Below are 12,904 nucleotides of genomic sequence, written 5' to 3'. Positions count from 1 at the left end.
TCCCCGAATTATCTTCTAGCAGACCAAGGAGCGTCAGCGACGCAGCGTAGATACGTTGTTATATGATTGGGACGGCTTCTTCGATTAGACTAGTAATCTTCTTTATTATTCTCCCCGTATTTACTAAATTTCACGTACCAACCATCTTCAGTAAATAATTCTCCGTGTAGTCCATCACTTGCACTAATAATATTAACCCCCTGTATTGTAATCTCTATTTCATTATCAAAATCAGCTTGATCTTGTAGTTTAAATAAAAAATCGTGTATTCCTGAATCCACACTTCTTATTAGTATCCTTCTAATTATTTCAATTTGTTCCTCATTAAAAGATTGTAGGTCGGTCTGTAACTTCTGGAGGCTAGGTGATTTCCACTTTCTTCCAACAAGTAACTCAAAGAAATCAATGCTCTTATCCCTTAAATCATTCATTAGAACTTTTCCAAACTCATCTATAGCTTCTCGTTCGTTCAAATATATCCCTTCTCTCTAAGCAAGTAAAAGTCTACAACGCAAATGTACTATATAAAGAAATAAACAAAAAATATGTATCGATTCCATTTAGCTGTCTTTGGTTTTTAAATACTAAGGTTTTCGTCCCTTTCATATAACGTTCCCGTATTCACGACGTCCGACGTAGTCGGATGTGTCTGCTGAAATACATCTTCGAACTCCATACAGCAGACCAAGTTTCGTAGGAGCCGCCGTTTGAATATTATGTTATCGGATGTTTCATCCTTCCTCGTCAACGAACATATCTTTTTTGTCTTTTACGTTTGAAGCCGATTTTTTGTTATACCGAGCATCAATTGAAAAGAAATCTATGGTGATCCCATACTCACTAGATATTTTCTCCGCTTCTTTTTCAAATATAGCTCTATTCTCATATGTTTTTTTGTTGTAATAAATAATTGAAAAAATACCATAATCAATTTCAGTTACATGTTGATATAAAGGCAATTGATACTCTAATCCCTTTTTTAAGCTACTATGAGAATCTACTTTAAACTCAATAAGAGCCCTATATCTTTTTCCACAACTAATTTTAAAATCGACATACCCTCTACCGGTATGACTTTCTCTAGAGATATCTAAATTATAATTTTTTAAGTATAAATCAATATAAAAATCAAAAAGAATTTGAATCTCGTTTTCTGAGAAGACCTTCTCCTCATTATTGATTAATTTATACAGCTGCTTATGTTTTACATAGTAATCAAATCTTCTCATTAGCCCTTTAATTATTTCAATAAAGCGTTCTTTTGTTGGAATTTCAATAAGAGACCCTACAATGCTAGATGGATTAGCATTTCTTATCTTTTCGTATTCTTTCTTCACATCAGCGGGCATTAAATCAACATAATTATCTAGGTTAACATTAAACCTTTTTTCAAAGTTAGTCTGGTCCATAATATACATTTGATAAAGTATACCAACGTCAAGAAAATCAACATCTTCAAAGATTAAATCAATCAAATAATTTATATTTTGAAATGAATCCAACAATTCGCTAGTTTGATCAGATATTTCATCATACTTCTCATAGTAAATTTTGAGTTGTTCATTGAAAATATCTTCTTGTTCATCTAAATCTAATGCATCATTCATGTAATCCAGTACTTTATATAGTATAAATTCATGCAAAGGCATTAGTGTATGTGGGAAATTGTCAGTAATATGTTGACGCAATTGCATTATTTCCTTCTTACAGTCATCTTCTTCATTGCTTAAATGCTGTGGAAAAACGTCAGCATACATTTCTTCGAATGGAAGATTGCCTGCAAACTCAACGAACATGTCTACAAATATATCTAAAATTGAATTTATTAAACTATTTAGTTTATTATCTCCTTCGAAAATTCTTATCATTTTAAAAATCCTCCTCGAAATGAAATTTCCGATAACGTTCCTGTATTCACGACTCGACGAATGTCGAGTGTCCGGCGAGTGCCGAACCAAGGACGAATGTCCGCAGCGTGAATATATTGTTAAGTGAAGTTGTCATTATCCTTAAATGTTTAAAAACAGCTCACTATTTCAATTTATAGCTCCTTGTCATCACTAATAATGCCTTCTTTATCTGTTTTTAATGTATCCTTGGATTTTCTTCTCAAGTTAGTTCTAAAAACTATTATTTGTGCTTGAAGGCTAGACCAATCAATACTTTCAAAGAAAGTTTTTCGACTCATTTTTTCTTCTATATAATCTAAAAATGAGTCTACCCATTCAAAATATTCCCATCCCTTTAAAGAGAAAAATCCCTTGTAATTAATTTTCACATTTATATTGACATCAACCTGGTATGCCTTTACATCATTACTTTTCTGTTTTAGATATTGCGATACAAATAAAGGTGGGATGTAAGTATTCATGCCTGAAAATTTTACTTTTATGACCATAGATAACTTAGCTGTTTTTATCATTATCGTATTTGAGTCTATTGCTTGTATTGAACTTTTTACAGGTAAAATCAAATCGAACTTAACAAACTGTTCTCCTGAAGGTAAAGTTCTCCTTACTAATTCTTTAGAACCATCATCAGAAACTTTTATTATATCAATGTAATTTTTCTTATTATATTCATTATTCACAAATGATTCTCTATTCTCGATTGGTGTTGTAAATAGCTCCATAATGCGATTTTTTGAAAGTACTTGTAAAATATCATTTCGGCCATATTCTTTTATAAATTTATCTTTGTCATATTCGTTAAAATATTTTGACAAATGGGTTGATAATGCATCAATCAAAAAAAATTGCGTACTTTCAATAATAAGCTTCTGCGCAGCATTAGAAGCATCACTCGTTTTTTCGCCAATAATTATTGGACTAGAATCTGATAATTTACTTGTATTCCAAGCATGATAATATGCTGGCTTTTCAGTTATAGTTGATTTGATTATTCTTGCTATATTTTCGCCATAATTATAACCATAAACTGGTATTAATTCATTTTCAACTTTGTTGTATATAAAAAATCCGCTTATTTTCTTTTCAAATCTCATTGTTTTAAATTTGATAAATATCAAATAAATCATAGATGAGAAAAACAATGTTAATCCTAAAACTAATAAAAATATCTTATTAAGTCCTTCAATCAAAAATAGGTAATTAGCTGTTAAACTCACACTCAAAGCGATAGCAAATGCAATAATAAAAATTTCTACTATTCCAGCTCTATTAGTTAAAAAATTTGTGACAACTTTATTTTTTGTTTTCATCCTATCGCTCTCCTTATGAAAAAACTAAACTTAGCATAAAAAATCTTTCAATAAAGCTTTTGTGATAAATTCACTTAACGTTCTCTTATTCATGACGTCCCACCGACTTAAGCGACCAACTGGAGCGGCCGCGTTGCGGTTAGTCGGTGAGGATGTGGCCGCTGAATCCACTCCCCTGCCAATCGCTTCAAGCGGACCAAGGGCCGCCAAGCCCGAAGCGTGAATATATTGTTATAAGACGTGGCTGACTTCTTCGAAAACCGGGCTATCTTAAGTAGTAATAATTCTCTGCTGTGTAGTTAGACCATGTCCAAAACTTTGAACCTTGACTCATTATAAACCTATCAAACCATAATTCGAAATTCATGTTTAACTCTCTTGCTTCATAAAAATTATCAATATGCCCTTTAACTAATAGATAGTTTTTTTGTCCTTCACTATACTTCTTTAAATCTATAACTAAATTATCTTGATAGAAGTATCCAATTTTCAAATATCCTTCTGTTGGTTCTTCATATGTAAGTAATTTAATGTCTTCAAGTCTATATAAGTATGACTCTCCTCCATAGACTGGATGGTCGAACAAATTACATCCATTACATATTTTTAAGAAAGCTATATAGTCACTAGGAAGATCATAACCTAATTCTTGAATATATTGCTTAATTCCTTTATCTGTAAATGGCTCATTAAAATTACAAGTCGGTTCAGTTACATAACCTTCATTTAACTGTAAGATTAATAAATTATTATTCTCTGATAGTCTCTTTTTTAAAGAAATTATTGTTTTGTCAATTATGGTTTCGCTCATATTACCTCTCTTTATTTGGCCATTTCTTATAACTTCTTTATCTCTGTACGTCGTAAAAATCTTCTTCTAACCTATACTTCTGTAATACGTATATCATCAAATTCATCATGTATTCACGAACCTCAATAACCATTAAATTATAACTCACATTGAATATATTGTAATTGATTATTCTCCAAAATCCTCCTTTATTCGATCCAGCGGACTTTGCATCTTCTTTAGACTTTCTGCTCACATGGGTATATCTTTCTGTTGTAGAAGAGCGTGTGTGACCAAGCAATTCTTTAATGTACCTGAGATCCGTACCTCCCTCTAGTTAATGTGTAGCGAAAGAGTGCCAGTACATGAATGCCAACTTCCTTCTGTATCCCAGATTCTAATAAAGCCTGGGCAAACACTTTCTGTAGGGATCTCTCTGTAAGGTGCTTCCCTTTGATCTGTCCGGGAAACAACGAGTTTCTTGGACTCTCATTCTTTACATAGTTCTGTACAAGTTCCCATGCAGCAGATTAGAAAATTGTAAATCTGTCTGTCTTTCCTTTGCCTTGCCTAATCAAGATCGTTCCTCTGTCTATATCAAAATTAGTCAGTCTTAATCTCACTACCTCGCTGACCCGAAGGCCTAAAGCGTAAACCAGATATAACATCATGAGAAACTCTAAGTTATCTTAAAAATTCAAAATAAAAAAGCCGCTAAATAGCGACTTCTTACTGGTGGATGCACATATCCTTAGACCGATACTGTACTTAAACCCAAAGTTTAAGATATATCTAATGAATGTTAATTTTATAATTTTCTTTCCAATGATCTATATTTTTCTTGAAGAATATCAATTTCCTTTTTAAGCGAGTTATAAGAAGCATTTACTGATGAACCAATAAACATAAGGAGAATACCAACCATAGGTAAAAGGATGCGCAAACAATAGATATTATAATAGTAAGCGTCTGGGGTGTCTGATCTTGTTGATCGAGGAATCCAAAGCAGTAACCCTAACAAAACTAGTAAGACCCCCACACCTATAGAGAACCCATAAAATACTTTAGTTTTATTCGAATACAATTTGATCACTCCCATGAAAATACAAGCAGTCAGGTAAATTACAATGGTCAACTACTGTTCCAAAAGTAAATTAACCTGCAATAAATCTCTTAAGGTAACTTCTTCATACTAATTTAAAAGACAATAAATTACTTATAATGCAAAAAAGGAGATTTGAATCTCTATAAATCATTTACACTTTGTACCAACTCTCGTTTTTGGTATACTGAACTCTATTATCTTTACTTTAAACCAACTACGACATATCGAAAGAGGTAGAACCTATGGAAAAAGCTACTTTTGCAGGAGGATGCTTCTGGTGTATGGTCACTCCCTTCGAGGAGCTGCCCGGCATTCATGGCATTGTATCAGGATACACAGGAGGATCGGTACCGAATCCGACCTATGAAGAAGTGAAAACGGGAACCACCGGACACTACGAGGTTGTACAAATTACGTTTGACCCGGATGTTTTCCCTTATGAAAAACTACTCGAACTCTACTGGCCGCAGATCGATCCAACCGATCCAGACGGTCAATTTCACGACCGGGGCAGTCAGTACAGAACCGCCATTTTCTATCATAACGAGCGGCAGCAGGAACTTGCCCTCCAATCAAAAAAAGAAGTGGCCGACAGCGGCCGATTTGATAAGCCGATTGTAACGAAGATTCTGCCTGCGGAAACGTTCTATCCTGCTGAGGATTATCATCAGGACTATCATAAGAAGAATCAGAAGCACTATAAAGAAGATCGCGAGAAATCAGGTCGGGATGAATACATCTCAGAACATTGGGAGAATTAAGATTTATAGAGAAATCCTCATATTAAGAAATGGTTAGAGTACACTTGTAATATATAATGCAAAAGAGCCTTTTTCATACTCCATTTGGAGGGGACTTCCCTTTGTTTTTGAGATAGGGATCATCCAGAGTGAATAAGGCTCTTTTTTTATGAATACATTCTCTCTTGTTATGGATGCATCCCCCTCTTGTTAGATATATCCTCTTAACCCGAATAAATATAACATGGTTGCCAGCTGGTTTGCAGGCAGCATTTAGGGATCTACTTGGAAGCAGGTACCTATTCATATTACATATTAAAATCAGCGACAAATCCCCTGTTTATAAATGAGAGTAAATGGTTAATAATCCATCTGATGTATGATACCATTGATTCATTATAAGGATAAGAAGTTTGATGAGACGATACTATATACGAATAAGGAGTGAGTCTTATGCCTTTTCCTAATCACCTTTTGACTCCTAATGATGAAGAAGTTGCCAAGAGAAAAGTGGAAGAAAAAGAACAACAAATTTCCAATCATTACTCGGTAGGAAGCAATCTGCTAATGTCATTCATGGTTGCTGCCATTGTTCTCGCCGTGATCGTCGGGATCTACTACTGGCGTATGCATTAACGACTGATATCCTGCTTTTAATAGCATTCGGATTGATTCACTTCTCATTGGTGATCGATTCTCTCCCTGCCTATTCAGTGAACTCCCACGTTCCCTCTAAAAAGCCAGGTAGATGTCTTACTCTATGTATCCGTTCTATTCTCCCATACTTCTACTGTTCATTCTAACCCGATGTGCCAGCTGGTACATCTCTGCAATATCATATCTACCTATCTCCTTAAACCTACGTACGGCCTCGTTAATATCAACGAGTTCTACCAAGGATACCTGTTCCCCATCTGCTGGGTTGAGCGGTTTGCTTACTAACTTCACCTCTCCATATCCGAGCAGTCTTACAAAATGCGGATGCGGAATATGTGCGCGATAAGGGGCCTCCAACGTTGATGTACACTGAAAATGACCAAATGGATGGTAGCTAATGAGTTCCGCGCCGATCTCCTCCATTAGTTCTCTTCGTAGCCCGTCCATGTACGCCTCTTCCGGCTCGAGTGTTCCGCCAATCAGCTCCCACCTGCCATCGTCCAGCTGCATGACTACATACTGATCTCCCACAACCGGAATTATGCTGATGTTACTGATTAGCTTTTCATTCGGAACTCCATCTAGGTAAAATCTCGCCGTAACGATTCCCCAACATATTACGCTTGATAGTGTGGCAAGCTGCTGTAACTCATCTTGGTACTGTAAATGGTTATGTGTGTGCATCCTTTAATGCCCCCCTAAGTCCTATGATCTCTTCCCTATTATATGTCATTATCTAACCCCACCTTCTGCTAACAAAGTTGCCCTTCCGAACTCATACCGTTATCCTAAATATCAGCCCTCTTTTTCATTAGAGGAAATTTCTCAAATATACGAATTTGATTATAATAGATAAACACTACACTCCCATAGGAGATTAATAATGAACTTAAAATATATGCTTGATGAAACAGAGTGGCAAACGCTCATTCAAAGGGTTTGGGAAAGCTTCAATGATATTACGATAAAACGTGGATTTGAACAGTATAAACAAGAACTTGTCCATCTTATGAAAATATCCAATCCCGAACATATAGAAGGCTTTGTTGAAGGCAAGGATGAGGAGCGGTACCAAGTTACGCTCAATCTAGATACTTTATCCGAGAGTCATTGTACCTGTTCCGTTCCATCCTATTGTAAACATATGGTTGCCGTACTTCTTGCTTACGTGAATCAATATGGACGATCTGTTCATGCGATTGTAAATAGCAGTTCAGCAGCGACGCTTACCCAGCAAGATAGATCTACTCATCTTACGAGTCCTGCTAAAAAATCTAACCAACAAGCTTCAGGTGCAGGACCAACTACAGAACAAAATGCAGAACTAGATGTAGAACTAAGTGTAGAACCAAAGAATAGTGTTCGCAAAAGAAACAACCCTGCACAGTTACAATTGCAGGAGCTAGCAGGTAAGTTACCGTCCATGCCCATCCAAGATTGGCATGCTTTTTTCAAGCTGTGCACCTCCTCCGTCGGAACTGACAGCCCGAACGTTCAATATGCACAGGAAGCTCTAGCTTCCATCCATAAACAGCAACCTGAGCTTTCACCTGTCTTGGACCAGCTGTATAAGCTCCATGCCCAAGTGTTTGTGCTTGATAATCTGGTAAGGCCCCTGCAAAACTCAAAAATGCACCGAAATGTGTTCATCGGCTTTCACACACAGGTTGCTGCGGATGATGTACAAAAAGAAATTACACGGATATTGACTGAGCCGTTTACGTTCGGGGACGAACCGGAGCTTTGGTCTCGTGTGTCAGAAACTTCTGACTACTTACGGAGCCGTATGCTGGTGGAATCCAATAATCTCCGTTATTTTTCCGCGACTTATGATCTGCTCTGGTTGCACTGGATTCATCCTAACCTTAAGGACAAGTCAATGTACGAAGAGGAACTAGAACAGTTAAGATTGGCAGAAAATGAGCTTAAAACTTCGCTTGCCAAGCTTCCCTGGTTATTAGCTCAAAGCCAAATTCACTTCTTTTTAGATCAGGATGAGCTTGCTTTGGACCTGCTTCGGCAAGCTAATGACAAAGGAGTTATTCCTCCTGAGCGCTTCTTTCTCTTTCTGCAGATTCTATCTGCCAAAGAGCAGTGGTCACGGCTGCAAGATTGGCTTCTCGCCATCGGTCCAATGATGATGAGCAGACCTCGGGAGCAGCATATTGAGGCGTATGTGAACCTGTGGGAACAGGTAATACAGAATTCCTCAAGTCCGGATTCTGAACAGCATTTGTGGGACAGCCTGGTCCGTATGCTTCCTTATTCAAGGAAGATATATGAAGAAACCCTGCTCGCTCATAGCAAATGGCAGCAGTGGATGGATTTTCAGCTAAGCAGCGGTACAGAGCCTTTGGATTTCCGTGTTACCGTCCTAAAACCGATAGAGAAAAATGCACCCGAACTGCTATTGCCCTTCTATCATCAAGCGGTTGAAAGATATATCCTGCTTAAGAATAGAGATGGCTATAAAGCAGCCGTGAAACTATTAAAACGATTGTCCAAGCTGTATCTAAAAATGAAACAAGAAACGCGCTGGGAAGAGTTCATCACTACTTTTGCTAACCGTCATAGTCGTCTGCGTGCGCTGCAAGAGGAGCTTCGAAAGGGGAAACTGATACCATGAGTCAATACACAGAAACGATCACCGTCCATATCAGTCTCAGCACCTATGGAGATGCTCTTATTTACGGTTTGACCGCAGCAAACAGATACGTATCCGGAATGGATTTGAAACATCGTCTATTTGCCTGGCACGAGGCATCGATGTATGGTACGGAGCTCGAAATTAAACAAATTGAAGAGGTTGAACTTATTATTCTCCCCGCAGAGCATGTTCTCCCCTTCTTGGCAGAACGCAGGCTCTTACATCATATCGAATGGCTGTGGGATGAAGAAGCTGCGCAGTGGATTGAGCTTGCCTCAATTTTGAATGTATGTATTGAAGAGAGGCAATATATTCCTAGCCTTACTGCCTTCCGGCAAGGAAAACTCGCCTGGACCTGGGACACAAAAACATTAACTACAGCAGCCACGGCTACATTAAAGCAATTAAAAGACAATCATCCAAGTGATTATGCCGGATTAAACGCAGCTTTCTCGTCTGCCGTGTTTTACCGCTATTACGGAACTGAAGTTACTGCTACCGATCTACGCACGGAGTATCCATTGCTCTTCACCAAAGATCGTGTAGTGGCTGGTATAAATGAACAAGCATGGCTCGTTTCGATTGGTTGGAGAGCAGATGCTGCTCCCTTCCGTCTCTTACTACAGTTACTGGAACCAGACGATGATGATCCGTCATGGCGACTTAAACTCGTGTTACAAGATAAAATCGATCCCGTGATTCTTATTCCTGTGCGTCTTGCTGAGGATGGACATGTATCTGGTGGGTGGCCGGATTCTTGGTCAAGCCACATTAGCGAACGCTCATCGGGATGGCTGGAACATTTACGTGCAAGTCTTCCTAAAGATCAATGGGCTGAACATAGCGGAGATGTCCTTAGTAAACCGCTGTCCGATGAGGCCGCTTGGAAATTCCTAACGGTGGATAGCCGTCGTTTACTAGAAGCGGGCTGGCAGGTACTGCTTCCGGCATGGTGGGAAGCCGCTAGTCGCAGACGTCCTAAGCTTCGGGCCAAGGTTCGAGCAGATGAAGGAAATAGCGAAGGACAAGCAGGCAAAGGGAAGTCATTTTTCGGGCTAAATTCCATCATTCAATTCGATTGGCGTATTGCCATTGGAGACGCTCAGTTCACCGAAGCGGAGTTTGCCGAACTTGTGGCTCGCAATCAGCGATTAGTGCAATTTCGAGGGCAATGGATTCCGCTTGACCCGGCTCTGCTGGCACAGATTTCCCAGGCTATGGCAGGGGTAGACAGCTCGCAGGGGCTATCTTTTCAAGATATATTACATCTGCATCTACTCGAGAACAGTCAAGTTTCCTATAGCGGTCGTGCCCCGAAACAGGTAGAGGAAGAGGAAGATGCGGATAATCAGCACATTCAAATTGGTGTCGAGCTCAATGAACATCTGACTCGGCTTATCAATCAATTAGGGCGACAATCGGAGTGGCCTAAACTGAGCGTTCCAAGTGATCTTCAGGCGGAACTGCGAACGTATCAATATGATGGTTTTTCCTGGTTGGTCTTCCTGCGTAACTATGGTCTAGGGGCTTGTCTGGCAGATGACATGGGTCTCGGTAAAACCCTGCAGTTTATCACTTATTTATTGCATCTAAAAGAGACCAACGTAGCTGCAGATCCCGTAAATCCTTCCCTTTTGATATGTCCAACTTCGGTACTCGGCAACTGGCAGAAGGAAATAAGTCGGTTCGCCCCGTCCCTTCGGGTCATGCTTCATTATGGAAGTAACCGCGCGAGCGGGGATGATTTTCAAGCACAAATCAGGCAAGCGGACGTCATTATCACCTCCTTTGCCACAGCAACGCTTGATCAAGAATTACTGAGTACAGTTACGTGGGAATCGCTATGTCTGGACGAAGCTCAAAATATTAAAAATGCACAAACGAAACAGTCTACTGCTGTCCGCAGCTTCCAAGCAAAGCATCGGATCGCGCTTACGGGAACGCCTATAGAAAATCGGCTCTCAGAGCTATGGTCTCTCTATGATTTTATAAACCCAGGTTATCTGGGAACGGCACGAGCATTTAGTGCTCGGTTCATTCAACCGATTGAGAAAGACCAAGATGAGCAAAAGACGATCCAACTACAAAAGCTCGTCAAGCCGTTTATGCTCCGCCGGAAGAAGAAGGACCCTGCGATTCAGCTCGATCTACCGGATAAGAATGAGATGAAAACCTATATTAAACTTACTGCCGAGCAGAGCGCCCTCTATGACCAAGCCGTTAACGACTTAATGAACAAAATGAAAGAGCTGGAGGGGATCGAAAGAAAAGGGGCAATACTTTCAACCCTTACCCATTTAAAGCGGCTCTGCGATCATCCCGTATTGTTAACAAAAGAGTCTATTACTGGTACTCAGGACGATCAGGACAGTCCGTTTAACACGGACATGTTAATCAGCCGTTCCTCCAAACTCGAACGCTTGCTAGAAATGGTCAGAGAGCTTCGTGAAGAAGGCGAACGTTGCCTTATTTTCACACAGTATATTGGCATGGGAGAGATTCTGAAGCAGACACTTCAGCAGGAACTGCAGGAGCCTGTACTTTACCTGAATGGGAGTACTTCCAAAATGGCTCGCGACCGGATGATTGAACAGTTTCAATCCCAGTCCCTGCCGCCTGCTGAACAACCAAACGTATTTATTCTTTCCATTAAAGCGGGAGGCGTAGGGCTTAACCTGACAGCAGCCAATCATGTGTTCCACTTTGACCGCTGGTGGAATCCAGCCGTAGAGAATCAAGCGACCGACCGTGCTTACCGTATGGGTCAGACAAAGGACGTACAGGTACACAAGTTCATCGCGCTAGGTACGCTTGAAGAGCACATTGATGAGATGCTTGAGAGTAAACAGCAACTCAGCGACAATGTCATATCCAGTACGGAGAGCTGGATTACCGAGCTGTCAACCGAGGCGCTCAAAGACTTGTTCACGTTACGACGTGATCTTACTGGATAAATATGACCCTTAGAGAAACGTACAGTGTATTACTATTAGTTCGACCACAACTAGAGAGTCATCATCATACAAAGCACAACAAAGAAGAGGCCACTGTTAAGACGTACAGGCGGCCTCTTCTTTGTTAGCATTACACTTGAAAAAACGGACAAACTGTACCTCAGGTGGTTAGATCTAGCCTAATGTGAGATAACACGGCACCGGCTTCAAACAAGAAAACAAGGTCATTAACACATGCGTAACAACAAAAAACCACTACCCTAATAAAAAAGGCAGTGGTCCCAATTTTGTAAATTAAAACAGGGCATATTATCGCTCATTCAACTCTTTTACTTCATCGATACTTGGAAGATCATTTTGATCAAAATTCCGCTCAGCCGCTTCTCTTTGTGCGAGCAAGTTCTTTTGTTCCGGGGTATCTTTTTTACGATTTAATTTCCGCAGGATTATCTTCTGATTATCGTACATAAGAACAAGAAGGGCCATGATGAAAGCTAAGTCTATCAGTAGTAGACCATCAAAATTTACAAACAGAAATAAAACACCATTAATAATTATGAGTCCAATAAAAACTAGAAAACCTTTCAAAAATACACCTCGTTGACTGAATATTCTGCAAATAAATGCTTACACACTTTATTCATTTTTCATTAACTAAGATAGGACTCCAATAAATAAAAATAACCCCGACCATAAAGGCTACATCCATATATGGTCAGGGATTCTTTACATTTCGTCAATTATCCTTAATGGATATCAAAATTCAAGATCGATATCTAATTCCTACATCT

11 protein-coding genes are annotated in these 12,904 nt (G+C 39.2%); 4 read left to right on the top strand and 7 right to left on the bottom strand.

What is annotated here, in order from left to right; all coding sequences use genetic code 11:
• Nucleotides 1-89 precede the first annotated feature (89 nt).
• The 5 genes from H9647_RS01080 to H9647_RS25625 form a co-directional block, all read right to left on the bottom strand.
• Nucleotides 90-473, bottom strand: a complete 384-nt coding sequence (locus H9647_RS01080) for a hypothetical protein (protein WP_191797372.1) — start codon at nucleotides 471-473, stop codon at nucleotides 90-92.
• Between the two features lie 258 nt (nucleotides 474-731).
• On the bottom strand, nucleotides 732-1,868 hold the full coding sequence (locus H9647_RS01075) for a hypothetical protein (protein ID WP_191797370.1): 1,137 nt from the start codon (nucleotides 1,866-1,868) through the stop codon (nucleotides 732-734).
• Between the two features lie 173 nt (nucleotides 1,869-2,041).
• Nucleotides 2,042-3,220, bottom strand: a complete 1,179-nt coding sequence (locus H9647_RS01070) for a hypothetical protein (RefSeq protein WP_191797368.1) — start codon at nucleotides 3,218-3,220, stop codon at nucleotides 2,042-2,044.
• Nucleotides 3,221-3,485: 265 nt separating this feature from the next.
• The gene (locus H9647_RS01065) at nucleotides 3,486-4,031 is read right to left on the bottom strand and encodes an SMI1/KNR4 family protein (protein ID WP_191797366.1); all 546 of its coding nucleotides are present in this window, start codon (nucleotides 4,029-4,031) and stop codon (nucleotides 3,486-3,488) included.
• Between the two features lie 509 nt (nucleotides 4,032-4,540).
• Nucleotides 4,541-4,678 (bottom strand): tyrosine-type recombinase/integrase, encoded by a 138-nt coding sequence (locus tag H9647_RS25625; RefSeq protein ID WP_225229051.1) that lies wholly within the window; start codon nucleotides 4,676-4,678, stop codon nucleotides 4,541-4,543.
• 679 nt (nucleotides 4,679-5,357) lie between these two features.
• On the opposite strand from H9647_RS25625, the gene msrA reads away from it, so the two are divergent.
• Both msrA and H9647_RS01050 read left to right on the top strand, forming a co-directional pair.
• Complete coding sequence (msrA, locus tag H9647_RS01055; RefSeq protein ID WP_191797364.1) at nucleotides 5,358-5,876, top strand: peptide-methionine (S)-S-oxide reductase MsrA; 519 nt, start codon at nucleotides 5,358-5,360, stop codon at nucleotides 5,874-5,876.
• 432 nt (nucleotides 5,877-6,308) lie between these two features.
• Nucleotides 6,309-6,491 carry a hypothetical protein gene (locus H9647_RS01050; protein WP_191797362.1) on the top strand — a complete coding sequence of 61 codons (183 nt, stop codon included), beginning with the start codon at nucleotides 6,309-6,311 and terminating at the stop codon, nucleotides 6,489-6,491.
• A 135-nt stretch (nucleotides 6,492-6,626) separates the two neighbouring features.
• Here H9647_RS01050 and H9647_RS01045 read toward each other — a convergent pair whose 3' ends face one another.
• A complete protein-coding gene (locus tag H9647_RS01045) occupies nucleotides 6,627-7,196 on the bottom strand; it encodes an NUDIX domain-containing protein (RefSeq protein ID WP_191797360.1) in 570 nt (189 codons plus the stop codon).
• Between the two features lie 199 nt (nucleotides 7,197-7,395).
• On the opposite strand from H9647_RS01045, the gene H9647_RS01040 reads away from it, so the two are divergent.
• Nucleotides 7,396-9,138 (top strand): SWIM zinc finger family protein, encoded by a 1,743-nt coding sequence (locus H9647_RS01040; RefSeq protein ID WP_191797358.1) that lies wholly within the window; start codon nucleotides 7,396-7,398, stop codon nucleotides 9,136-9,138.
• Nucleotides 9,135-12,113: a DEAD/DEAH box helicase gene (locus tag H9647_RS01035; protein ID WP_191797356.1), complete on the top strand. Its 2,979-nt coding sequence runs from the start codon at nucleotides 9,135-9,137 to the stop codon at nucleotides 12,111-12,113. Before H9647_RS01040 ends, H9647_RS01035 begins: the two co-directional genes overlap by 4 nt.
• Nucleotides 12,114-12,422: 309 nt before the next feature.
• On the opposite strand, the gene H9647_RS01030 is transcribed toward H9647_RS01035, so the two are convergent.
• Nucleotides 12,423-12,701 (bottom strand): hypothetical protein, encoded by a 279-nt coding sequence (locus tag H9647_RS01030; protein ID WP_191797355.1) that lies wholly within the window; start codon nucleotides 12,699-12,701, stop codon nucleotides 12,423-12,425.
• Nucleotides 12,702-12,904: the final 203 nt, after the last annotated feature.

Source organism: Paenibacillus gallinarum (assembly GCF_014836635.1).
GTDB lineage: Bacteria > Bacillota > Bacilli > Paenibacillales > Paenibacillaceae > Paenibacillus > Paenibacillus gallinarum.
Note: the sequence above shows the minus strand (reverse complement) of the source record. Positions and strands in the feature narration are given on the sequence as shown.

What these genes read in the sequence shown, in the direction of transcription:
- H9647_RS01035 (WP_191797356.1), top strand. Translation starts at nt 9,135, where the DNA reads ATGAGTCAATACACAGAAACGATCACCGTCCATATCAGTCTCAGCACC.
- msrA (WP_191797364.1), top strand. Translation starts at nt 5,358, where the DNA reads ATGGAAAAAGCTACTTTTGCAGGAGGATGCTTCTGGTGTATGGTCACT.
- H9647_RS25625 (WP_225229051.1), bottom strand. Translation starts at nt 4,678, where the DNA reads ATGTTATATCTGGTTTACGCTTTAGGCCTTCGGGTCAGCGAGGTAGTG.
- H9647_RS01040 (WP_191797358.1), top strand. Translation starts at nt 7,396, where the DNA reads ATGAACTTAAAATATATGCTTGATGAAACAGAGTGGCAAACGCTCATT.
- H9647_RS01050 (WP_191797362.1), top strand. Translation starts at nt 6,309, where the DNA reads ATGCCTTTTCCTAATCACCTTTTGACTCCTAATGATGAAGAAGTTGCC.
- H9647_RS01045 (WP_191797360.1), bottom strand. Translation starts at nt 7,196, where the DNA reads ATGCACACACATAACCATTTACAGTACCAAGATGAGTTACAGCAGCTT.
- H9647_RS01075 (WP_191797370.1), bottom strand. Translation starts at nt 1,868, where the DNA reads ATGATAAGAATTTTCGAAGGAGATAATAAACTAAATAGTTTAATAAAT.
- H9647_RS01070 (WP_191797368.1), bottom strand. Translation starts at nt 3,220, where the DNA reads ATGAAAACAAAAAATAAAGTTGTCACAAATTTTTTAACTAATAGAGCT.
- H9647_RS01065 (WP_191797366.1), bottom strand. Translation starts at nt 4,031, where the DNA reads ATGAGCGAAACCATAATTGACAAAACAATAATTTCTTTAAAAAAGAGA.